Consider the following 22,847-nt stretch of genomic DNA (forward strand, 5'->3'; position numbering starts at 1 on the left):
GCGGGGTGGCACAATGGCGCGCGTGGCCCGTTCAACCTTCGCCTCGCGCAGCTACCGCGACGACGCCGTGGTGCTGCGCACCTACAAGCTGGGTGAGGCGGACCGCATCGTGATCCTGCTGAGCGCCGAGCACGGGCAGGTGCGGGCCGTGGCCAAGGGCGTGCGCCGCACCACGTCCCGTTTCGGGGCCCGCCTCGAACCGTTCAACGTGGCCGAGGTGCAGCTGGTCCACGGGCGGACCCTGGACATCGTGGCCCAGGCCATCGGCAAGCGGTCCTACGGGGAGCGGATCGCCTCCGACTACGAGAGCTACACCGCGGCCGCGGCCATGGCGGAGACGGCAGAGAAACTCACCGCCGACGACCACGACACCTCCTCTCAGCACTACCGGCTGCTCGTCGGAGCGCTCTCGGCGGTGGCCCGGGGGCTGCACGAACCCGGGCGGATCCTCGACTCCTACCTGCTGCGGGCCGTCTCCCTGGCGGGGTGGACGCCGAGTTTCGTGGACTGCGCCCGCTGCGGTGCTCCCGGGCCCCACCGGTCCTTTTCCGCCGCACTCGGCGGGGCCGTGTGCCCGCAGTGCCGTCCCCCGGGCTCGGCCGCACCGAGCGACGCCACGTTCCAGCTGCTGGACGGTCTGCTGCGCGGTCACTGGCCCACCATCGACGCCGCCGATCCCCGGACGGCGCGTGCGGCGGCCGGGTTCGTGGCCACCTACGTCCAGTGGCACATGGAGCGCACCGTGCGAGCCCTGGCTCTCGTGGAGCGAGCGGGAGCCTGGGACGCAGCACCGGAGGCCCCCGCGGACCGCTGACCCGCACGGGGTGGGCCGTGCCAGGTCCTAGGGTGGGGGAGTACCGACCGTCGCTCCGAGAGGACCACCGAGTGAACAGCTTCAGCCCCCCGCCGCCGCACTCCAGCGGGGAGACCGCGCCCGACATCAACCCCGCCCTTCTTCCCCAGCACGTGGCGCTCGTGATGGACGGCAACGGCAGGTGGGCCAATCAGCGGGGACTCCCGCGCACGGAGGGCCACCGGGCCGGGGAACGGGCTCTGATGGACGTGGTGGCCGGTGCCATCGAGCTGGGCATCCCCAACGTCTCCGCATATGCCTTCTCCACGGAGAACTGGAAGCGCTCACCGTCCGAGGTGGCCTTCCTCATGAACTTCACGGGGGACGTGATGTCCCGCCAGCTGCCCACGTTCCAGGAGTGGGGGATCAGGGTCCGCTGGGCCGGGCGACGCCCGCGGCTGTGGAGCTCGGTGATCAAGCGGCTGGAGACCGCCGAGCGCGAAACGGAGGGCAACGACGTCATCACGCTGACCATGTGCGTGAACTACGGCGGCCGGGCGGAGATTGCAGACGCCGCCGCAGCCATGGCCCGTGACGCCCGTGAGGGTCTGCTCAAGCCGGGGTCCATCACGGAGGACACCGTGCAACGGTACCTGGACGAGCCGCAGCTGCCGGACGTGGACATGTTCCTCCGGTCCTCCGGGGAGCAGCGGCTGTCCAACTTCATGCTCTGGCAGTCCGCCTACGCCGAGCTGGTGTTCCTGGACGTGCTCTGGCCGGACATGGACCGGCGGGTGCTGTGGCGAGCAGTCCAGGACTACGTGGAGCGGGACCGGCGGTACGGGGGAGCGGTGGATCAGGCCGTGAATCCGAAGGGATCCTGACGGGCTCAATGCTGGAAGTCTTCATCAAAACTTGAGCGCCAACCAGTGACAGTCACCTGAAACTTGAAGCACTAGGGCACCGATCACGCCACCCAGTGGCTCCCGCGGCTCCCCGTCCGACGCAGACCGATCTCGGCCCGGAGCCCGTGTGGGAAACTGGACCCATGCGCGTGTATCCCGCCTTCTTCAAGGCCGCCTTCTCCTGGATGGATCCCGAACTTGCCCACACCCTGGGTTTCGCCGGCATCTCGCTGACCCGTCGTTGCGGACTGGGCCGCGTGCTCTCGCGGTTCACTGCCCCGGATGCCGGGAACGAGGTGACCGTGATGGGCCTGACCTTCCCCTCGCCCTTCGGGCTGGCCGCCGGCTTCGACAAGGGGGCCACGAGAGTCCACGCCCTCACCGACCTGGGCTTCGGCCACGTGGAGGTCGGCACGGTCACGGGGCACGCTCAGCCCGGCAACCCGCGCCCCCGCCTGTTCCGGCTCGTGCGGGACCGCGCCGTGGTCAACCGGATGGGCTTCAACAACGACGGAGCCCAGGCGGTGGCCCCCCGCGTGGCGGCTGCGCTGCAGAGCCTGGCGCAGGAGGCGGCCCGGACCGGGCGGCGTCGTCCCGTGGTGGGGGTGAACATCGGCAAGACCAAGGCGGTGGAGCTGGAGCACGCCACCGAGGACTACGTGCGCAGCACGCGCTTCCTGGCCCCCTACGCGGACTACCTGGTGGTCAACGTCTCCTCGCCCAACACCCCCGGGCTGCGTCAGCTCCAGGAGCTGGACTCCCTCCGGCCGTTGCTGCGTGCCGTGCGCGCCGAGGCGGACCGTGTCACCTCCCGGCGGGTGCCGCTGCTGGTGAAGATCGCCCCGGACCTGGCGGACGAGGACGTGCTCGCCGTGGCGGACCTGGCCATGGACCTCGGGCTGGACGGCATCGTGGCCACCAACACCACGATCGCCCGTGACGGGCTGGGACTGACCACGGAGCAGGACGAGGTCGTGCGCTGCGGTGCCGGTGGCCTGTCGGGTGCCCCGCTGCGTCGGCGCTCCCTCGAGGTGCTCCGGCTGCTGAAGTCGCACGTGGGGGACCGTCTGGTGCTCGTCTCGGTGGGCGGTGTCACCACGGCGGAGGACGTCGTGGAGCGCCTGGATGCTGGTGCCTCCCTCGTGCAGGGGTACACCGCGTTCCTCTACGAGGGGCCGTTCTGGGCCGCACGGATCAACAAGGGCCTGCGGCGCGCGGCCCGGCGCACCACCCGCTGATCGTCGCCGCCCCGGCGAAGGACAGGGGCCCGGACCACCACCGTGGTCCGGGCCCCTGTCCTTCGAGGTCGGGCGTCACTCGGGACGTTCGCCCCGCCGCACCTGCGGCTTGGGAAGGCGCAGCCGGCGGATCGTGAACGCTCGCATGGACGCGTACCAGCGCGTGCCCCGCTGCACGGTGCCGAACTTGCGCTGCATGGCCTTGTGCATGCGCTGGGACATGATCACGGCGTCGATGATGCTCAGCGCCACGTACCCGTACACGACCCAGATCAGGGTCATGGCCAGGGACTGCACCGGCAGGAAGAGGATGAGGAACACGAGCAGCAGGAAGATCAGCACGTACTCGCCCACGTTGAACCGCGAGTCCACCCAGTCACGCGCGAAACGGCGCTGGGGGCCCGCGTCCCTCGGACCCAGGTAGCGCTCGTCACCGGCGGCCATCCCGGCCTGGGCCTGCGCGCGGCGCTGGCGCTCGGCCTGCTTGGACTCCGCCTTGGCGGCCTTGCGGTCCTCGGGGACCAGGGGGCGGCGACGGGCGGCCTCCTGCTCCTTTCGGGTGGGAGTGGGGCGGCCCTTGCGGCCGTCGGCGGGCTGCCCGCCGCGGTCCGGGGTCTCGGCGGGCTCGGTCACGGCCGTGGCGCGCACGGCGGTGGAACCCGTGGATTCTTCTGTCTTCCTGCGTCCAAACACCCGACCAGCCTAACGGAGTCCGGGGTGGGCTCCGCGCGTGCGACCTGCCACCTCGCAGCGGGCGCCGTTAGGCTGGCCCCATGAGCACAGACTTCACACGTCCCAGTTCCGACACCGTCGAGGCCCTCCGGGCGAGCGTGGAGAGCTCCCGCGCCACGCTGCTCGGCGAGCTCGGTGAACTCGTCGCGATTCCCGGCATCGCCTGGGACTCGTTCGACGCCGCCGACCTGGACCGCAGCGCCGAGGCCGTCGCAGCCCTCCTGCGCGGTCTGCCGTTCGACAGCGTGGAGGTGCTGCGCGTGCCGTCGCCGGACGACGCGGGCCACCCGGCCGTCGTCGCGCGCCGGGCCGCGGCTCCGGGGCACCCCACGATCCTGCTGTACGCCCACCACGACGTGCAGCCCCCGGGCAGGCGGGAGCTGTGGAACACCGAGCCCTTCGAGGCCGTGGAGAAGGACGGACGTCTGTGGGGTCGCGGCGCGGCCGACGACAAGGCCGGAGTGATGGCCCACGTCGGAGCGCTCCGGGCGTTCTTCGAGCACCACGGCGAAGAGCCCGGACTGGGTATCACCGTGTTCGTCGAGGGTGAGGAGGAGGCCGGCTCGCCCGGTTTCGAGGCCTTCCTGGCGGCCCACAAGGACAAGCTCGCCGCGGACGTCATCGTGATCGCGGACTCCGCCAACTGGGAGGTCGGCGTCCCCGCCCTGACCACCACGCTGCGCGGCGTGGTGGGCGGGATCGTGGAGATCAGCGCGCTGGACCACGCGGTGCACTCCGGCATGTTCGGCGGTCCCGTCCTGGATGCGCCCACGCTGCTGTCCCGACTGATCGCCACGCTGCACGACGACGACGGTGCCGTGGCCGTGGCCGGGCTGCTGAGCGAGGACGCCACGGACGTGGACTACGACGAGGCCCGCTTCCGCGCGGACGCCGGCGTGCTCGACGGCGTGCAGCTGGCCGGGCGCGGCTCCATCTCCTCCCGGATCTGGACCCAGCCAGCCATCTCCGTGACCGGCATCGACGTCACGGACGTGGACCACGCCTCCAACACCATCGCCGCCAGCGCCCGAGCCAAGCTCAGCCTGCGCGTGGCCCCCGGGCAGGACCCCAAGGAGGCCGCCGAGGCGCTGCGCACGCATGTGCTGGAGCACGCCCCGCTCGGTGCGCACGTGACGTTCGAGGTCGAGGAGGCCGGGCCGTCGTTCCGCGCGGACGACACCGCCGTGAGCTCGCAGATCGCGCTGTGGGCCTTCGAGCAGGCCTGGGGACGTCCGGCCGTGACCGCCGGGATGGGCGGGTCGATCCCGTTCACCGCCACGCTCACGGAGGCCTACCCGGACGCGCAGATCCTGATCACCGGCATCGAGGACCCGGACACGCGCGCCCACAGCGCCAACGAGTCCCTGCACATCGGGGACTTCCTGCACGCCGTGACGGCCGAGGCCCTGGTCCTCACCGCCCTCGCCGAACAGGGGCGTGGCGCCGCGGAATGATTCCGCGCACCACCGCGTTCCACCCGCAGAACCGTTGAACCGCACTCAGGGGCTGGCCCCCGGGTCGCACAGAAAGCGAGCACCATGAGCGTCACCACGGACAACGAGACCACCCAGGACCTGCCCGCCCACGAGGTCCTGCTCACCGACAACGCCGCCCAGAAGGTCCGGGACCTCCTCGAGCAGGAGGGTCGCACGGATCTGCGCCTGCGCGTCGCGGTGCAGCCCGGCGGCTGCTCCGGGCTGATCTACCAGCTGTACTTCGACGAGCGGGTCCTGGACGGGGACCACGTCCGCGACTTCGGCGGCGTGGAGGTCATCGTGGACAAGATGAGCGTCCCGTACCTCAGCGGCTCCACCGTGGACTTCGAGGACACCATCTCCAAGCAGGGCTTCTCGATCGACAACCCCAACGCGCAGGGTTCCTGCGCGTGCGGGGACAGCTTCCACTAGGACCACGCCGTCGCGAAGGGGTGCGCAGGGCCTGACGGGCCCGGCGCACCCCTTTTCCATGCCCGCACACCTCGGCCACGGCACCCCGTGACGCCCCCGCGCCGGCTCCACCGGGCGAGCGGACCCCTGCCCCCGCACGCGCACGACGACGCCGCGTGGCCCGGGGGAGCGGGACACCGCCCCGTGGGCGGGCACGACACGGCGCGCTGACACAGTGTCAGCACATCGAGGGGGTGAGGGGTAAGCTTCCCAGGGAGAACCATTAACGGGCAACGTGTCCTCTGTGCCCACGCGCAGGACCGACGCCGAGCCCACGTACAGAAGAGGAAGGGCCGTCTGTGAGTTCGCAAACTCGAACCGGCAGCCGCCGCGGTCGGAAGCTGAAGCTCTCGGCAGTGGCAGTCCTGGCGACGATCTCGCTCACCGCGTGCTCGGAGCAGGTCGAGGTGGGCTTCCTGCCCACCGAACGTGGCACCACCGACAACGCCGATCTGATCATGGACCTGTGGATCGGCTCGTGGGTCGCGGCCCTCGCCGTCGGTCTCCTGGTGTGGGGCCTCATGCTCTGGTGCATGGTGGCCTACCGCCGGCGCAAGAACGAGACGGGCTACCCTCGCCAGCTCGCGTACAACGCACCGCTGGAGATCTTCTACACCATCGTCCCGATCGCCATGATCGTGACGCTGTTCTTCTTCTCCTTCCGCGCCCAGACCGAGATCACGGACCGCTTCGAGAACCCGGACGCCAAGATCCAGGTCTACGGCAAGCAGTGGGCGTGGGACTTCAACTACGTGGACGACGACGTCCACTACCAGGGCGTCCAGGCACACCTCACCGGTGAGCCGGGCGTCGAGGAGACGCTGCCCACCCTGTACCTCCCCGCCAACAGCGAGGTGGAGCTGGAGATCACGTCCCGTGACGTCATCCACTCGTTCTGGGTTCCGGCATTCCTGGAGAAGATCGACATGATCCCGGGCCGCACCAACTACATGAGCTTCACCACTGGTCGCGAAGGCACCTTCGCCGGCAAGTGCGCGGAGCTGTGCGGTGAGTACCACTCGGAGATGCTCTTCAACGTGGCCGTCGTGAGCCAGGAGGAGTACGACGCCCAGATGCAGAAGCTGCGCGACGAGGGCAACACCGGCCTCGTGGGCGACGAGTACAACCGCAATCCCAATCAGAACGCAACCTCCAACAACTAGGGGATAGGCAATGTCTACGCTCGAATATTCGCGGGACGACGCGGCAGCAGCCGCACCCCGCGTTGTCCCACGCTCCAAGGGCCGGGTGATCGTCAACTGGCTCACCTCCACGGACCACAAGACGATCGGGTACATGTACCTGATCTCCTCGTTCATCTTCTTCTGCGCGGGCGGCGTCATGGCGCTGCTCATCCGCGCCGAGCTCTTCCAGCCCGGCATGCAGATCCTGGAGACCAAGGAACAGTACAACCAGCTGTTCACCATGCACGGCACGATCATGCTGCTGATGTTCGGCACCCCGCTGTTCATCGGCTTCGCCAACGTCATCGTGCCCCTGCAGCTGGGCGCACCGGACGTGGCGTTCCCGCGACTGAACGCGCTGTCGTTCTGGTTCTTCCTGTTCGGCTCGCTGATCGCGGTGTCGGGCTTCCTCTCCCCGCAGGGCGCCGCCTCCTTCGGCTGGTTCGCCTACGCGCCCCTGAACAGCACCACGTTCAGTCCGGGCGTCGGTGGTGACCTCTGGGTCTTCGGCCTCGGTCTGCAGGGCTTCGGCACCATCCTCGGTGCGGTCAACTTCATCACCACCATCGTGTGCATGCGCGCGCCCGGCATGACCATGTGGCGCATGTCCGTGTTCACCTGGACCACGCTGATCACCTCCATGCTGGTCATCATGGTCTTCCCGCCGCTGGCCTCCGCGCTGTTCGCGCTGGGCATGGACCGTCGCCTGGGTGGTCACATCTTCGACCCGGAGAACGGTGGCGCCATCCTGTGGCAGCACCTCTTCTGGTTCTTCGGCCACCCCGAGGTCTACGTGCTCGCCCTGCCGTTCTTCGGCATCGTCTCGGAGATCATTCCGGTGTTCTCCCGCAAGCCGATCTTCGGGTACAAGGGCCTGGTCTTCGCGTCCATCGCCATCGCGGCTCTGTCCGTGACCGTGTGGGCGCACCACATGTACGTCACCGGTGCTGTGGCCCTCGGCTTCTTCTCCTTCATGACCATGATGATCGCGGTCCCCACCGGGGTGAAGTTCTTCAACTGGATCGGCACCATGTGGCAGGGCTCGCTCACTTTCGAGACTCCCATCCTGTGGGTGCTGGGCTTCCTGTTCACGTTCCTGTTCGGTGGTCTGACCGGCATCATCCTGGCCACCCCGCCGCTGGACTTCCACGTGTCGGACACCTACTTCGTGGTCGCGCACTTCCACTACGTGATCTTCGGAACCATCGTGTTCGGCATGTTCGCCGGCTTCTACTTCTGGTGGCCCAAGTTCACCGGCAAGATGCTCAACGAGCGAATCGGCAAGATCCACTTCTGGCTGCTGTTCGTGGGCTTCCACATGACCTTCCTGATCCAGCACTGGCTGGGCGTGGACGGCATGCCCCGCCGGTACGCGGACTACCTGCCCGAGGACGGGTTCACCTGGATGAACCAGTTCTCCACCATTGGCTCCATGCTGCTGGGCGTGTCCATGATCCCGTTCTTCTGGAACGTGTACACCACCCACCGCAACGCCAAGATGGTGGAGGTGGACGATCCCTGGGGCTTCGGCGGTTCTCTCGAGTGGGCGACCTCCTGCCCGCCCCCGCGCCACAACTTCACCTCCCTGCCTCGGATCCGTTCCGAGCGCCCCGCGCTGGATCTCCACCACCCGGAGCTCTCCGCGTTCTCGAGCCAGCAGTTTGATGCCGAGACCCCCCTGGTCGGCGGCAGCGGAAGGAACGGGCGATGAGCACCACTATCAAGACCTTCCTGATGCTCGGTGTCTTCTGCACCGTGGTCGGGTTCGTGTACGGCTACCTCACGGACTTCCAGGAGCTCGCGGGCTTCCCGGCTCTGCTGGCGGTCGCGGCCATGAGCTTCATGCTCGTGGTGTACCTCTGGCTCGTCCAGCGCTCCACCGGGGGCACCCTCCCGGAGGACCGCGAGGACGGCGAGATCGTGGAGATGTCGGGCGAGTACGGCGCCTTCTCCCCGTGGAGCTGGTGGCCGCTGCTTCTCGGTCTCGGCTGCGCGCTGTTCGTGACTGCTCTGGCCATCGGCTGGTGGATCGTGGGGCTCGCTGTTCCCGTGGCGCTGCTCGGTCTGCTCGGCCTCGTGTTCGAGCACAGCCGTGGAGATCACGCCCACTGACGTCACGCGTCTGAGGTTCACTCAAGGAGCCCGCACTGTCCCCGGACGGTGCGGGCTCTTTGATGTCCAGCGGCGGCATCCGAACTTTCGCATCCGAGATGTTTGCAGCCTGATCTCAGGGGCAGGCCCCGTGATGTCAGGACCAGCACCGAGTACGGGCGAGGCGCACCGGTACCGGCACCGACACCGAGCCATCCTCCAAGCCCCACCCGGGGACGAGGCCGTGTGAGCCCCCTGCGCCTGTAACGGGGCCCCGGATGGCAGGGCCCTCACAGAGAAGACCCGTACAGCGGCCGCGTGCCCGGGTGGAACCTCAGCGGGTCCCCGGGCCTGCACCGGGTGTCCTGCTACGGCCGGCGGTGCTCCGTGGGCCCCAGCCCGCGACGGCGGGCGGTGGTCCCGTCGATAGCCTCCCTGAATCCACGTTCGTAGAAGGTCGGTGCGCCCCGCAACCGCGGGCCCCAGATAGCCCGTCGGGCGGTGCACCATCTCCCTCGGCAGGCTCGGCAGGCTCGGCAGGCCCGGCAAGCCCGGCAAGCCCGGCAGGCTTAGCGGACTTAGCAGAATTGGTAGGCCCGGCAGGCCCGGAATACGGGTAACTAGGTATTCCGGCAGACCAGTAGTGACGGATCTGTTCCCTCCGGCATTCAGCGGGGGTGGGCCTGGCACTCTACCGGCTTCCGCTGCCCCTGTAGCTCGCTGAAAACGCTGCGCTCCGTCCGCGACCGGTGGTTCTGTGCGACGGCGTGCAGACGACCAAATAACCGCGGAGCAGGAACTTCCACGACCTGCGGCGCCGAGCGGGGGAGGCGCGTCAGCACACGACCGGTGGTGGAACTGCTACGGGAGGCCATGTCCCGGGTGTTCGCGTGTGCCCTCCGCCGACCCCTGAGTGCGTCTGTGGACCCCTGAGGCACGTGAACTCTGCCCGACTGGCGGGGGTGGATCGCCAGGAGCGCGGAGGGAAAGAGGCCGTTGTTGTGCGGGACCGGCCCTGTGGCCGGCAGGTGCAACGTCACGACGTGAGGGCCAGCTGCGGTGAACGGGAATGCCCGCTGTCCTCCTCAACGACGCGAGGGTCAGTAGTAAAGATGCATGGAGGATGCCTGTCATGTGCGCCTTCATACGACAGTACCGCGTGTGCGAGGCATGGCATCGGTGCTGGGGGGCCTTGTTGTGTCCGAGCTGGGTCGGCCGGTTGTGTCGCGAACGGGGCGCGTGGTGGTGTCCGGGCAGGGGCGCGTAGTGGTTTACAGCCCCGGACGCGGTGTCAGAGCGAGGGAAGATGGCACCTGATGATGCCCCCCGCGCTCCGCGGCCCCGGGTTCTTCTGGCCGCGGCAGGAGGCCTCGCCGGCGGACATCCTCGTTGACCAGACCAGCGCCTGGCCTCCGCGGGGCCATCTCAAGGAGTGCAGATGAAAAGTGGGCCCGTGGGGATCCGAAGATCTCCACGGGCCCACGGCCGAACGGCTGCTAACCCGTGCGCGGCTACTTCTCGATCTGCGCCGAGTGCGACCCGGCGCCCACGGCGACAGGCTCCGCACCGTGGTGACCGTGCGCGGCTTCCAGCTCCGCCGGGGTCACGGGGGCCACACGGTCCTCGAAGAAGAACTGGCTCAGTCGGCCGCGCATCTTCTCGGAGGACGTGATCTTGCCCTTGGCGTTCGCCCGAGCGGGCTGCACCTGTCGGTCCTCGAAGTCCACCAGCTTGTAGCGGCGGTACTCGTCAAGCGGCTCGTGGACCTCCACGAATTCACCGTGGGGCAGCGCCTGGATTCGTCCGGACTCGCGGCCGTGCAGGACGATCTCGCGGTCCTTGCGCTGCAACGACAGGCAGAATCGGCGGACGATGATGAACGCCAGGATGGGGCCCAGGAAGTACAGCGCGCGCAACCAGTAGATGACGTCGTTCACGGCCACGTGGAAGTGGGTCGCGATGAGGTCGCCGGAAGCGGCGATCATCTGAACGGCGTAGAAGGTCACGCCAGCGGCGCCCACGGCCGTACGGAACGGCGCGTTGCGGGGGCGGTCCAGAACGTTGTGCACGCGGTCGTCGCGGGTCACCCAACGCTCGATCCAGGGCCAGGCGAACATGGCACCGAACATCGCGGCCATGGGGATCAGCGGCAGCAGGATGGCCAGGGGGAGGACGATCCCGAAGATGTTCACCTCCCACGAGAAGGGCCACGAGCCGGGCATGAGCCGCAGGCCGCCGTCCGAGAAGCCCATGTACCAGTCGGGCTGAGAGCCCGCCTGCACGGGGGATGGATCGTAGGGACCGTAGTTCCAGATCGCGTTGATCGTGGTGGTGCCGGCCATCAGCGCCAGGATGCCGAAGACGATGAAGAAGAACCCACCGGCCTTGGCTGCGTACACGGGGCCCACGGGGAAGCCGACCACGTTGTCCTCGGTGCGGCCCGGGCCAGGGAACTGGGTGTGCTTGTGCACGACCACCATGAAGAGGTGGACCACGATCATCATGAGGATCAGCGCGGGGATGATCAGCACGTGGACGATGTACAGGCGACCGATGATCGCGTCACCCGGGAACTCGCCGCCGAACATGAACATCGAGATGTAGGTGCCCACCACGGGGATGGACTTCGCGATGGCGTCCGCAATGCGCAGGCCGTTGCCGGAGAGCACGTCGTCCGGGAGGGAGTAGCCGGAGAAGCCGGCCACGATCGCCAGGATGAAGAGCACGCAGCCCACGACCCAGTTGAGCTCACGGGGGCGGCGGAACGCGCCGGTGAAGAACACGCGGAGCATGTGCACGGACAGCGCCATCACGAAGAGCAGCGCGGACCAGTGGTGCAGCTGACGCAGGAAGAGCCCACCGCGGATGTCGAAGGAGATGTCCAGGGTGGAGGCGTACGCGCCGGACATCTCCACGCCCTGCATGGGCACGTAGCTTCCGGTGTACTCCGTGGAGGTCATGGTCGGGTCGAACCACAGGGCCAGGAAGGTGCCGGACAGCAGCAGGATCACAAAGCTGTACAGCGCCACCTCGCCGAACATGAAGGACCAGTGGTCGGGGAAAACCTTGCGCCCGAACTCCTTCACGATGGAGGACCCGCCCACGCGAGTGTCCACGAAGTTGGCAATGCGTCCGGTGCGAGTGGTGGGCCGGTATTCGAAGTCGGTAGATGTGGACATCAGTTCGCCTCATCCTGCATGTCTTGGACGGCGAAACCACGCTGGGAGTAGGTGGGTCCCACGGGCTCGTGGAAGTCGCTACGGGCAACGAGGTAGCCGTCGGAATCAACGGAAATGGGCAGCTGCGGCAGGGGGCGGGATGCCGGGCCGAAGATAACCTCACACTCGTTCGTGAGGTCGAACGTGGACTGGTGGCACGGGCACAGCAGGTGGTGCGTGTGCTGCTCGTACAGGGCGATGGGGCAGCCCACGTGCGTGCAGACCTTGGAGTAGGCGAAGATGCCGTCCACGTTCCAGTCCTTGCGGTCCTCGGACACGTTGACCTGGTCCGGGTCCAGACGCATGAGGAGCACCACGGCCTTGGCCTTCTCGTCGAGGTAGCCCTCTTCGTGGCCGAGGCTCGTGAGGTTCTCGGGGATCACGTGGAACGCGGAGCCCAGGGTGACGTCCGAGGCCTTGATGGGGGTCCCGGAGGGGTCACGCACCAGGCGGACGCCCTCGTCCCACATGGTGTGGCGCAGCACCTTGAGGTCGGTCGGGCCGAGGTCCTTGAGCAGCCCCACGAAGGGGAGGGGCATCAGGACGGCGGCACCGATCAGGGTGTTGCGCAGCAGCGGACGACGCTTCACGCCGGACTCGTCGTAGATTGTGTTGAGGATGCTCTGCGCGTCCGCGCGCTGCTCCTCGGTGCGGATGTCGTGACGCATCTCCACGATCTCGTGGTCAGGCATCAGGGTGCGGGCCCAGTGGACCACGCCGATGCCGATACCGAACATTCCGAGCGCGATGCCCAGGCCCAGCAGGAGGTTCTGCAGGCGCAGCTGGGAAGTGGGCTCCGTGTTGACCGCATCGTAGAGCGGGCCGTCCACGCGGACGCCGAAGTACCCCACGAAGAAGATCACGGATCCGATGATGGAGAGCAGGAACAGCAACACCACCTGGTGCTCTGCCCGCTTGGCCGCCTTGGGGTCGACGTCCGTCACCCGCGGACGGTGCGGCGGAAGCCCCGGGTTGTGAAAGCGGTCCTGGTCCGCGCCGTCCGAGGTGACTACCGCCCCGCTGTCGTGGGGAGTGCCATCACGATGGTCGCCCATGTGGTCCCTCATTCTTCTCTTGGTGCTGTGAATAGTGTCTTGGGTGCCGGCCGGTGGCCGACGGGTGCTCTCAGGCGGAGCGGGAGGTCAGCCAGACGGTGAAGCCGATCACCACGACCAGGCCAATGGTCCAGATGAAGAGGCCCTCGGAGACGGGGCCCAGCGAGCCGAGGCTGAAGCCGCCCACCGTGGTGTTGTTGTCGAGGGTCTTGAGGTACGTGATGACGTCCTGCTTCTCCTCGGGGGTGATGTTGGCGTCGTTGAACACGGGCATGTTCTGCGGGCCGGTCTGCATGGCCTCGTAGATGTGCTTCTCGCTGACGCCCATGAGGGAGGGAGCGTACTTGCCGCGCGTCAGCGCGCCGCCTTGGCCCGCCGCGTTGTGGCACATGGCGCAGTTGGCGAGGAACACCTTGGCCCCGTTGGCGGAGTCGCCCTCGGCGATGTCGAGGTACTCCTCCTCGGGAACCGTGGGGCCCGCACCGAGGGACGCGACGTACGCCGCAAGCTGGTCGGTCTGCTCCTGGCTGAACTGCTCGGGCTTGACCGGGGCCTGGGGGCCCTGCATCTGCATGGGCATGCGCCCGGTGCCCACCTGGAAGTCGACGGCGGCGGCGCCGACGCCGATCAGGGACGGGCCGGTGTCGCTGCCCTGGGCCTGCATGCCGTGGCACGTGGAGCAGTTGGCCTGGAAGAGCTTCTCGCCCTCCTGGACGTCCTGAGCCGAGTAGCTGGTGGTCTCGGCCTTGGCTTCATTGGTGGTAGTGGCAACTGCGTAGAGTCCACCGGTCAGAAGCAAAGCCATGACCAGCAGCGCGAGGGCTGCCAGAGGATGGCGGCGCTTTTGTGAGAGTGCCTTCACGTCAAACGTTCCTTTTACTCGGTTCTAGATCAGGGAGGGGCGGATGGTCCGGTGGTGGACTACTTGATGAAGTAGACCAGGAAGAAGAGGACGATCCAGACCACGTCGACGAAGTGCCAGTAGTAGGACACCACGATGGCCGAGGTGGCCTCGTAGTGGCCGAAGCGCTTGGCGACGAAGGCGCGGCCGATGATGAAGAGGAATGCAATCAGACCGCCGGTCACGTGGAGCGCGTGGAAGCCGGTGGTGATGTAGAAGGCAGAGCCGTAGGCGCTGGCCGAGATGGTGACGCCCTCGGCGACCAGGGAGGCGTACTCGTAGACCTGGACGGACACGAAGACGGCGCCCATGAGGAAGGTCAGCGCGAACCACTCGGTGAGTCCCCACTTGGAGAACTGGAACAGGCCGCCGGTGCGCCGGGGCTGGAGCCGCTCGGCAGCGAACACGCCGAACTGGCACGTCACGGAACTGAGCACGAGGATCAGGGTGTTGACCGACGCCATGGGGACGTTGAGCACTTCGGTGTTCTCCGCCCACACCTCGGGTGAGGTGGCGCGCAGCGTGAAGTACATGGCAAAGAGTCCGGCGAAGAACATCACTTCGGAGGACAACCACACGATGGTGCCCACGGAGGTGAGGTTGGGGCGAGTGATGCTCGCACCCACCGGTTTGGCTGGGGTATGAGTCGCAGTTGTCACAGAGACATTATGTCGCCAAAACTTCCGGCGGACCAACCATCTGGGCCTCGGGGCTCCACCGTGTCGCAGCTTCGGGCCGGCGGGGGAGGACGGTCGGGGGCCCGCGGCACCGCGCCACCGCACCGATTGCGGGTCCCATCCGGGCGGCGGAGCGCGGTCCGCAGAACGGTAGAGTCGAACGCGTGACTACCTCCAGCAGCACCGTGACACCCGCCCAGTGGCCCGATCTCCTCACCATGCTGTCCCAGGGCAGGGACCTCTCCTGGGACCAGGCCTACTGGGCCATGGACCGCATCATGGCGGGGGAGGTCCCCGACGCCGTGATCGCGGGCTTCCTCATGGCGCTGCGGACCAAGGGGGAGAGTGTCGCCGAGCTCAACGGATTGGCGGACGCCATGGTGGCTCGCGCCCACCCCATCTCGGTGCCGGGGCCGTCCCTGGACATCGTGGGAACGGGCGGGGACAGGCTCTCGAGCGTCAACATCTCCACGATGGCGGCCCTGGTGTGCGCCGGCGCGGGCGCGCGTGTGGTCAAGCACGGCAACCGGGCGTCGTCGTCCAAGTCCGGCTCCGCAGACGTCCTGGAGGTGCTGGGCGTGCAGCTGGACATGCCCGTGGACCGGGTGCGCCGCGCGGCCACCGAGGTGGGCATCACCTTCCTCTTCGCCCAGACCTTCCACCCCTCGATGCGCTTCGCGGCCACGGCCCGCAAGTCCCTGGGCGTGGCCACCGCCTTCAACTTCCTGGGCCCCCTCACGAACCCCGCGCGGGTGCGGGCGTCCGCGATCGGGGTGGCCGACGCCGCTCTGGCACCCCTGATGGCCGGCGTGTTCCGCAACCGTGGCGACCGTGCCCTGGTGTTCCGCGGAGGCGACGGGCTCGACGAGCTCACGGTCACCGCGCCGTCGGACGTGTGGGAGGTGCGCGACGGTGAGATCCAGGAGCACTCGCTGGACCCCCTGGACCTGGACATGCCCCGCGCCACCGTGGAGGACCTGCGGGGCCGGGACGCCATCTACAACGCCGGTGTGGTGCGCGATGTGCTGGACGGGGCCCCGGGACACGTGCGGCACGCCGTGCTGCTCAACGCGGCGGCAGGGCTCGTGGCCGCGGAGGAGTCGGCCGAGGGGTCGTTCATGGACCGGTTCGCGAGTGCGCTGCGCCGTGCAGAGGAGGCCGTGGACTCCGGCGCGGCCCGGGACGTCCTGGCGCGCTGGGTGGCGTTCGCCGCCGAGTGACCCGGCCCGGGGGAGTGCGCCGCCCCGGAACGACGACGCCGCCCACCCCTGACACGGGTGGGCGGCGTTTGCGTGCGGGTGAGTCTCAGTCGTCGATGCCGAGAGAGAATGCGGCGTCGAGGTCGTGCGTGCTGTAGGTGCGGAAGGCGATGTTGGTGCTGGTGGAGACCACGCCCGGCACCTTGGAGAGCTCGTCCGCGATGACGTCGGCCAGCTGCTCGTGGCGGTCCACCCGCACCATGGCGATGAGGTCCCACTCACCGGTCACGGAGTAGACCTCGGAGACCCCGCGGATGTCGGAGACCTCCTGCGCGACCTCGGGAATGCGGTCCGAGGAGGTCTTGATCAGGACGATGGCGGTGAACATGGGGTTCCTTTCCACGGGGTCGTCCCAGCCTAGCTGGGCCGTGCGGCCGACACGCGCCCGTGCGGGCACCGCGGATGCCGACGGGACGCATGGAGTGAGGTGTCAGCGGGAGCGCAGGTGGTGGAGCAGCGCCAGCACCAGCCGGTAGCCGATGAGGAGCACCGCCAGCGTCAGCAGGCTCACCACCACGAACGGCAGCGCCGTGCCCTGGCCGGTGAGGGTGCGCAGCACCATGCCGCCCACCTCGGCGCACAGCCACACCGAGAGGCCCGTGGGGATCACCGCAGCGGGGTGACGGGTTCCTCTGCAGGCCAGCCAGCCGAGGAGCGCGCCCACGAGGAACGGCCACGCGGTCACAAGGATTCCCGAGAGGCTCTCGCCGTGGCTCGTGCGGCCGATCCCGGCGAACACGATGACCAGCAGGAGGTCAGTGGCCAGGTACGCGGGCCACCGTTCGCCCGAGCGGTGCATCTCGGGACCGGAGGAGGTCGGGGACGTGGTGAGGGATCGGTCGGCGGTGCTGTGGGGCGAGTCGGTGTCCATGATGTCGATGCTATCGCCCGCTCACTGAGTCAAGTCTGCAGTGAAACTCAAATCAAAAGGTGCAAGGCTCACGTGAGACACGAAGAAATGGCGTGCCTGTGCAGGACGGGACATTGGGGGAGTCGCACCAACCGCCTAGCCCTCGAGGGCCCGGAGCTCCGCGCGCCGTCCGCACGGAGCAGACGCCTGTGCCGCACGCTGCGCGGTGTTGGGTGACGAGTAGACCGCATCGGCGGCCTGGGGGCCCTGGGCGTGGAAGACGGTGATCATGCAATGGGTCACAGTGGAAGCCTCTCAGCCGGTGTGCCGTGGTAATCGGTGTGCTGCGGGGCGGCGCGACGCCGCATCCACGAGACTGTGACGCCGGCCATGTGGTGGGACGCGCAGTGGGACGCAGGGTCCTGGATTCCTCGCCGAGATGCAGTGCCGACCACTGGGTCCATGGTGCGCCACGGTGGCGACTGACGGTTTGTACCAGTCCTGCGGTGATGGGGCACCGCGGGCGGTCGGCAGCGCGCGTGAGTGCGCCATCGCCTGTGGCTCGCAGGGCCGACGGGCGAAACCGGCGCACGGTTGCGGAATGCTGGGCCGGCGTGGTGCCGCATGCGACGGGCCTCACCACGGGGGCTCCAGGTGGCGTCCAATGGGTCGTCGTTCTGGGCTGTGACCCGAGATCTCACGCTGCACCCGTACAGCCGATAATATACATTATGTAAAGTACAGCGGAACGGACGAAGGGGAACCGTCGCCCGATGACTCCCCTTCGTCCTCTGCGTTCATCCTCTGTCCGCCCGATCACGTCCCGTCGGCCGCAGACCACCCGCTCTGGCCGCCCGCCTCGAAGCACAATGCTCAGCTGCAGGCTCCCGGTTGATCACCGTGGTCAGCGTGGTCAGCGTAGTCACCGACGGGCAGCCATTCGCGGCGGTCGCCCTCGGAGTGTTTCCCTGAGGGCGACCCAGTGCCTCTCAGGCCGCAGCCACCACCGGTTCCGACGCCCCATCCTTGCCCGTGAGCGACGACTCGTTCCTGTGGTGGCCCAGGAATGTCAGCACGATCCCCAGAGTCACCCAGGCAATCAGTGCCCACACCTGAGCGGCGATGTTCGCCTCCGGGAAGTACGAGAGATCCCGCAGCAGTGTTCCGGACAGGCCCGGCACCAGCCACTGCCCGATCTCCCCGAACGGCGCCAGGATGAACTCCTTGGGTGAGGTCAGCGCCGAGATCGGGTTGCCGATGAACATCGTGAGGATCGCACCCACGGCCAGCCCCGCTCGTCCGATGAGTGAGCTCAACCCCACGATCACCGAGGCGGTGGCGGTGATCCCCAGCCCGATGGCGGCCCAGTTGGCCAGGAAGTTGGCCTGCAGGATTCCGAACAGCCCCTGCAGGATGGCGGCCAGCACGAAACCTCCGATGACTCCGTACAGCCCCAGTGCCAGCAGGTGCTTGCGCACCCCGGTCACCAGCGTGGAGATCAGGATGCCGCCGATCATTCCGCCCATGGTCAGGGGCAGCCCTGCGATGGCCAGCCCACTCCCCTTCGGGTCGTCCTCGGACAGCGGGACCACGTCCGTGGTGGTCACCGTGGGCGGAGTGCCAGCCTGCTGTTGCGGGGCCTGCTGGCTCAGTGCCGCCATGCCCGCGGGCCCCTTGGTCGCGGCCTCCTTGACCTTCTCGAGCGCCTCCGTGGTTCCCTCGATGACCTGCTGGTCGATGCCGCGCTGCACGGTCGTGGCCATGCCGCTGAGCATCTGTGACGCCACGGGGCTCGCCGCGCTGGCCGTGAGGAACTCGGGCTGCTCCCCCAGCACGATCCCGCCGTACACCTCGCGGGTCCTGATCCCGTTGACGGCGTCCTCCCGGTGGGCCACCGGGTGCAGGTCCAGCATGTTCTCCGGCATCTTCTCGGTCACGGCGTCGATCTGCTCCTGCGTGCCGACGATCGCCACGGGCAGGTTCTCGGTGGTCGAGGTCATCGTGGGCCAGGCGAAGGCGAGCAGCACGACGGCCACCACGCCCGAGGCGATCAGGGCCGCTCTGACGCTCTTGAGCCAGTCGGGGCGCCGTCGCGGCTGCGGAGTCTGGACGTGGGACATGACCCACCCCTTTCAAAAAGAATGATTGTTCTTGGAAAGTGTGGACCCGCTCGGCTAGGCTGTCAAGAACGATCATTCGTTTTTGGAGGTGGACGTGCCCAAGGTCACGGAAGAGCACAAGGAGCAGATGCGGCGTCGGATTCAGGACGCCGCCCTGGTCTGCATCGGGCGCAAGGGCTTCTCGGCGGTGTCCATGGCGGACATCATCGCGGAGTCGGGCCTCTCGGCCGGCGCCGTGTACGTCTACTACCGGGGCAAGGACGACCTCTTCCTGGACGCGAGCCGCGGCGTGATGCGCGACCGGCTGGGGGCCCTGGACCGCCTGCACTCCCAGAGCCCGCTCCCCCACCCGGCGCGCGCCATGGCCATGGTGGTCACGGACCTGCCGGAGGGTGCCACGTTCCCCGGTCTGCCCCTGCAGGTGTGGGGCGAGTCGGTCCGCCGCCCCGAGCTGCAGGTGGCGGCGCGCGGCATCCTCGCGGAGGCGGGCAGCCACCTGCGCCGCTACCTGAGCGCGTGGCTGCGCAGCGAGCGCGGCCTGGTGGAGGACGACGCCGATCGGCTGGCCGACCGCCTCCGTCCCGCTTTCATCGGGCTGGTCCAGGGCTACATGGTGCAGGTGAGCCTCTCAGAGGATCCGAAGCAGACGCACGAGGCCTACGTGCAGGCGGTCGAGCACCTGTTGAGCGGTGTTCTGGCCCAGCCGGGTCAGGACTCCGCGCCCGCCATGGGCTGACGAGCCCGCGGGGCAGGACGTCCTGGCACGGCAGTCCCCACGCACCGAACCTGTCGCCGGGTGGAGAACCCCCCGAGCTGCCCGGTGGGCCCTGCGTCCCGGATATGAACGGACCCCGGCGCCCAGGGACCATGCGGTCCGAGGGTGCCGGGGTCCGAGCCGAGGGACGCGAGGTGCGGGTCTCCCGTGCCGGGGTGGGCGTCAGAGCACCGAGCGGTAGACCTCCAGGGTCTGCTGGGCGATGGACTCCCACGAGAAGTGCTCCTCCACGCGGCATCGCCCGGCCTGGCCCATGCGGCGAGCGCGCTCGGGGTCGGAGACCATGTCCGTGAGGGCGGCGGCGAAGTCGTCCACGAACTTCTGGGGGTCCAGGGGCGTTCCGGTGCCGTCGGTGACCTGCTCGATGGGGACCAGGGTTCCGGTCTCGCCGTCGGCGACGACCTCGGGGATGCCGCCCGTGGCGGAGGCGACCACGGCCGCGCCGCACGCCATGGCCTCGAGGTTGACGATGCCCAGGGGCTCGTACACGGAGGGGCATGCGAAGGCCGTGGCGTGGGAGAGGATCTGGATGACCTCGCGGCGCGGCAGCATCTTCTCGATGAGCACCACGCCGTCCCGTTCGCTCTTGAGTTGCTCGATCAGGGCGTTGACCTCGGCGCCGAGCTCGGGGGTGTCGGCGGCTCCGGCGCACAGCACGAGCTGCACCTCGGGCGGCAGCTGCAGGGCGGCGCGCAGCAGGTAGGGCACACCCTTCTGACGGGTCACGCGGCCCACGAACGCGACGGAGGGCCGGGCGGGGTCGATGCCGTACTCCTCGAGCACGTCCGTGGCCTCGTCCCTGTTCCACTGGGTGACGTCGATGCCGTTGTGCACGGTGCGCACGCGCTCGGGGTCCACGGCGGGGTAGGAGCGCAGGATGTCCTGGCGCATCCCCTCGGACACGGCGATGATCGCGGCGGCGGCCTCGTAGGAGGTCTTCTCCGCGAAGGAGGACACGCGGTAGCCACCGCCGAGCTGCTCGGCCTTCCACGGGCGCAGGGGCTCCAGGGAGTGGGCGGAGAGCACGTGCGGGATGTCGTACATCAGGGAGGAGAGGTGCCCGCCCATGTTGGCGTACCACGTGTGGGAGTGCACGAGGTCCGCGCCGGCGACGTCCTGGACCATGGTGAGGTCCACGCCCAGGGTCTGCACGGCGGCGTTCGCGTCACCGAGCTCAGCGGGCACCGGGTACGCCGTGACCCGTGCCCCGTGGAAGTCCGGCTCCCGGGGTTCACCGAAGCAGCGGACGTTGAGGTCCACGAGCGGTGCGAGCACGCGGGACAGCTCGGCCACGTGCACCCCCGCTCCCCCGTAGATGGCCGGCGGGAACTCTTTGCTCAGGATGTCTACTCGCACAGTGCGAGCGTACTGCACGGCTCCCGCGCACCACAGGTGTCCCTCGGGCGACGCCGCCGGTCGCCACGGTACGGAGCGTGCGCCGTCGCTGCGCCCCGGCCCGTGTGACGACGGTCCGCGTCGCGACGGTCCGGGTGACGGCGGTCTGCGTCGTCGGTCCCCGCCCCGTACGACGGCAGGAAGCACGCGGACCCGGCCCGCACGCCGGTCCGCAACCACGCGACCCCGGTCCTCACCCCCCCAAGGGTGGTGCGCGAGAGGGGGCCCGGGCGGCGTCGTCGTGCGACCCCGGGAGGCCGGTGCCGTGGAGACGGGCGACTGGTGCCCGGCGGGGGCGAAAAGTTGCCACGAGTTCGGGTCGGTGTTGTGTCAGCCCAGGTGGAGTGGGACACAATGACGGTGAAGACCAGATGACGTCGACGCCGCGTCGCGGCCCGCGGGCCCTGACCGTCTCGGGAAGTGGAGTGCTACGTATGTCACGACAGAAGAAGGTCCTGGCGATCGTGCTGGCCGGCGGTGAGGGCAAGCGCCTGATGCCGCTCACGGAGGACCGCGCCAAGCCCGCCGTGCCGTTCGCGGGAGGCTACCGGCTGATCGACTTCGCCCTGTCCAACCTGGTGAACTCGGGGTACCTGCAGATCGTGGTGCTCACGCAGTACAAGTCCCACTCCCTGGACCGCCACCTGTCCGAGACGTGGCGGCTGTCCACGCAGCTGGGCAACTACGTGACGTCCGTGCCGGCGCAGCAGCGCCGCGGCAAGGACTGGTTCCTGGGCTCGGCCAACGCCATCTACCAGTCCATGAACCTGATCGACGACGCCGATCCGGACATCGTGGTGGTGGTGGGCGCGGACCACGTGTACCGCATGGACTTCGCGGACATGGTGGAGAAGCACATCGAGTCCGGGGCCAAGGCCACGGTGGCCGCCGTGCGCCAGCCCATGGAGATGGTCAAGTCCTTCGGCGTGATCGAGACGGACCCGCACGATCCCGCGAAGATCGCACGCTTCGTGGAGAAGCCGGACACCACCGCTCCCCTGCCGGACGATCCCGACTCGTTCCTGGCCTCGATGGGCAACTACGTGTTCGACCGGGACGCCCTCGTGGAGGCGCTGCGCACGGACAACGAGAAGGCGGTCACCCACCACGACATGGGCGGGGACATCATGCCGTACTTCTCGCAGCGCGGGGAGGCCGTGGTCTACGACTTCACGCACAACGACGTCCCGGGCTCCACGGAGCGGGACCGGCAGTACTGGCGGGACGTGGGCACCCTGGACTCCTACTACGAGTCCCACATGGACCTGATCCGCCCGCTGCCGGTGTTCAACCTCTACAACTACGACTGGCCCATCTACACGCACCAGATCATGGCGCCTCCCGCCAGGACGGTGCGCGGACCCAACGGCCAGGCGGGCGTGGCGTTCGACTCCATCGTCTCCCCCGGCGTGCTGATCACCGGCGGCCACGTGGGCTCCTCCGTGCTCTCCCCCAAGGTCAAGGTGGAGCACGACGCCCGTGTCACCGAGTCCGTGCTGATGCAGAACGTGCAGATCGGTGCCGGTGCCACCGTGCACCGCTGCATCCTGGACAAGAACGTGGTGGTCCCCCCGGGGTTCACCGTGGGCCTGGACCGGGAGCAGGACCTCGCGCGCGGGCTCACGGTCACGGAGTCCGGTCTCACGATCGCTCCCAAGAACTACCGCTTCGAGAGGTAGGCGCACAGGGCGGGCGGTGTAGCCGTGTG

General features: G+C 68.5%; 20 protein-coding genes. 11 read left to right on the plus strand and 9 right to left on the minus strand.

Annotated elements, in window-relative coordinates:
• Positions 1 to 22: 22 nt before the first annotated feature.
• The 3 genes from recO to D9R02_RS01170 all read left to right on the plus strand — a co-directional run bounded on the left by recO (position 23) and on the right by D9R02_RS01170 (position 2,936).
• Positions 23 to 814, plus strand: a complete 792-nt coding sequence (gene recO / locus D9R02_RS01160) for a DNA repair protein RecO (RefSeq protein WP_102613325.1) — start codon at positions 23 to 25, stop codon at positions 812 to 814.
• A 71-nt stretch (positions 815 to 885) separates the two neighbouring features.
• Positions 886 to 1,677 carry an isoprenyl transferase gene (locus D9R02_RS01165; RefSeq protein ID WP_121566184.1) on the plus strand — a complete coding sequence of 264 codons (792 nt, stop codon included), beginning with the start codon at positions 886 to 888 and terminating at the stop codon, positions 1,675 to 1,677.
• Positions 1,678 to 1,841: 164 nt separating this feature from the next.
• Positions 1,842 to 2,936 (plus strand): quinone-dependent dihydroorotate dehydrogenase, encoded by a 1,095-nt coding sequence (locus D9R02_RS01170; RefSeq protein WP_121566185.1) that lies wholly within the window; start codon positions 1,842 to 1,844, stop codon positions 2,934 to 2,936.
• A 75-nt stretch (positions 2,937 to 3,011) separates the two neighbouring features.
• Here the strand turns inward: D9R02_RS01170 and D9R02_RS01175 are convergent, their stop codons facing one another.
• On the minus strand, positions 3,012 to 3,629 hold the full coding sequence (locus D9R02_RS01175; RefSeq protein WP_235005062.1) for a DUF3043 domain-containing protein: 618 nt from the start codon (positions 3,627 to 3,629) through the stop codon (positions 3,012 to 3,014).
• Between the two features lie 80 nt (positions 3,630 to 3,709).
• Between D9R02_RS01175 and D9R02_RS01180 the strand changes: the two genes are divergently transcribed.
• The 5 genes from D9R02_RS01180 (at position 3,710) to D9R02_RS01200 (ending at position 8,910) form a co-directional block, all read left to right on the plus strand.
• Complete coding sequence (locus D9R02_RS01180; RefSeq protein ID WP_102613298.1) at positions 3,710 to 5,122, plus strand: dipeptidase; 1,413 nt, start codon at positions 3,710 to 3,712, stop codon at positions 5,120 to 5,122.
• A gap of 84 nt (positions 5,123 to 5,206) precedes the next feature.
• Positions 5,207 to 5,575 (plus strand): HesB/IscA family protein, encoded by a 369-nt coding sequence (locus tag D9R02_RS01185; RefSeq protein ID WP_019309223.1) that lies wholly within the window; start codon positions 5,207 to 5,209, stop codon positions 5,573 to 5,575.
• A gap of 395 nt (positions 5,576 to 5,970) precedes the next feature.
• Positions 5,971 to 6,777, plus strand: a complete 807-nt coding sequence (ctaC, locus tag D9R02_RS01190; protein ID WP_121566187.1) for an aa3-type cytochrome oxidase subunit II — start codon at positions 5,971 to 5,973, stop codon at positions 6,775 to 6,777.
• A gap of 10 nt (positions 6,778 to 6,787) precedes the next feature.
• Positions 6,788 to 8,509, plus strand: a complete 1,722-nt coding sequence (ctaD, locus tag D9R02_RS01195; protein ID WP_121566188.1) for an aa3-type cytochrome oxidase subunit I — start codon at positions 6,788 to 6,790, stop codon at positions 8,507 to 8,509.
• Entirely contained in the window at positions 8,506 to 8,910 is a 405-nt protein-coding gene (locus D9R02_RS01200; protein WP_121566189.1) for a cytochrome c oxidase subunit 4, read from the plus strand. Before ctaD ends, D9R02_RS01200 begins: the two co-directional genes overlap by 4 nt.
• A 1,490-nt stretch (positions 8,911 to 10,400) precedes the next feature.
• On the opposite strand, the gene qcrB is transcribed toward D9R02_RS01200, so the two are convergent.
• From qcrB to ctaE, 4 genes are all read right to left on the minus strand, one after another.
• Positions 10,401 to 12,068: a cytochrome bc1 complex cytochrome b subunit gene (qcrB, locus tag D9R02_RS01210; RefSeq protein ID WP_102613294.1), complete on the minus strand. Its 1,668-nt coding sequence runs from the start codon at positions 12,066 to 12,068 to the stop codon at positions 10,401 to 10,403.
• Complete coding sequence (qcrA, locus tag D9R02_RS01215; RefSeq protein ID WP_039101167.1) at positions 12,068 to 13,162, minus strand: cytochrome bc1 complex Rieske iron-sulfur subunit; 1,095 nt, start codon at positions 13,160 to 13,162, stop codon at positions 12,068 to 12,070. The genes qcrB and qcrA overlap by 1 nt, the downstream gene beginning before the upstream one ends.
• Positions 13,163 to 13,232: 70 nt before the next feature.
• Positions 13,233 to 14,024, minus strand: coding sequence for a cytochrome bc1 complex diheme cytochrome c subunit (gene qcrC / locus D9R02_RS01220; RefSeq protein ID WP_039101168.1), 792 nt, complete (start codon positions 14,022 to 14,024; stop codon positions 13,233 to 13,235).
• A gap of 59 nt (positions 14,025 to 14,083) precedes the next feature.
• Positions 14,084 to 14,722 carry an aa3-type cytochrome oxidase subunit III gene (gene ctaE, locus D9R02_RS01225; RefSeq protein ID WP_019309216.1) on the minus strand — a complete coding sequence of 213 codons (639 nt, stop codon included), beginning with the start codon at positions 14,720 to 14,722 and terminating at the stop codon, positions 14,084 to 14,086.
• 236 nt (positions 14,723 to 14,958) lie between these two features.
• On the opposite strand from ctaE, the gene trpD reads away from it, so the two are divergent.
• On the plus strand, positions 14,959 to 15,960 hold the full coding sequence (trpD, locus tag D9R02_RS01230; RefSeq protein WP_183085931.1) for an anthranilate phosphoribosyltransferase: 1,002 nt from the start codon (positions 14,959 to 14,961) through the stop codon (positions 15,958 to 15,960).
• Between the two features lie 85 nt (positions 15,961 to 16,045).
• Here trpD and D9R02_RS01235 read toward each other — a convergent pair whose 3' ends face one another.
• From D9R02_RS01235 to D9R02_RS01245, 3 genes are all read right to left on the minus strand, one after another.
• Entirely contained in the window at positions 16,046 to 16,327 is a 282-nt protein-coding gene (locus D9R02_RS01235; RefSeq protein ID WP_029603117.1) for an Lrp/AsnC family transcriptional regulator, read from the minus strand.
• 102 nt (positions 16,328 to 16,429) lie between these two features.
• Complete coding sequence (locus tag D9R02_RS01240) at positions 16,430 to 16,870, minus strand: DUF3054 domain-containing protein (protein ID WP_019309213.1); 441 nt, start codon at positions 16,868 to 16,870, stop codon at positions 16,430 to 16,432.
• Positions 16,871 to 17,838: 968 nt separating this feature from the next.
• Positions 17,839 to 18,969, minus strand: a complete 1,131-nt coding sequence (locus D9R02_RS01245; RefSeq protein ID WP_019309212.1) for a YhgE/Pip domain-containing protein — start codon at positions 18,967 to 18,969, stop codon at positions 17,839 to 17,841.
• 88 nt (positions 18,970 to 19,057) lie between these two features.
• On the opposite strand from D9R02_RS01245, the gene D9R02_RS01250 reads away from it, so the two are divergent.
• Positions 19,058 to 19,705 carry a TetR/AcrR family transcriptional regulator gene (locus tag D9R02_RS01250; protein ID WP_223246076.1) on the plus strand — a complete coding sequence of 216 codons (648 nt, stop codon included), beginning with the start codon at positions 19,058 to 19,060 and terminating at the stop codon, positions 19,703 to 19,705.
• A 201-nt stretch (positions 19,706 to 19,906) separates the two neighbouring features.
• Here D9R02_RS01250 and glgA read toward each other — a convergent pair whose 3' ends face one another.
• On the minus strand, positions 19,907 to 21,100 hold the full coding sequence (gene glgA, locus D9R02_RS01255; protein ID WP_029603115.1) for a glycogen synthase: 1,194 nt from the start codon (positions 21,098 to 21,100) through the stop codon (positions 19,907 to 19,909).
• 473 nt (positions 21,101 to 21,573) lie between these two features.
• On the opposite strand from glgA, the gene glgC reads away from it, so the two are divergent.
• Entirely contained in the window at positions 21,574 to 22,818 is a 1,245-nt protein-coding gene (glgC, locus tag D9R02_RS01260) for a glucose-1-phosphate adenylyltransferase (protein WP_121566190.1), read from the plus strand.
• Positions 22,819 to 22,847: the final 29 nt, after the last annotated feature.

The sequence above is a fragment of the Kocuria rhizophila genome, assembly GCF_003667225.1.
GTDB classification, from domain to species: Bacteria; Actinomycetota; Actinomycetes; order Actinomycetales; family Micrococcaceae; genus Kocuria; species Kocuria rhizophila.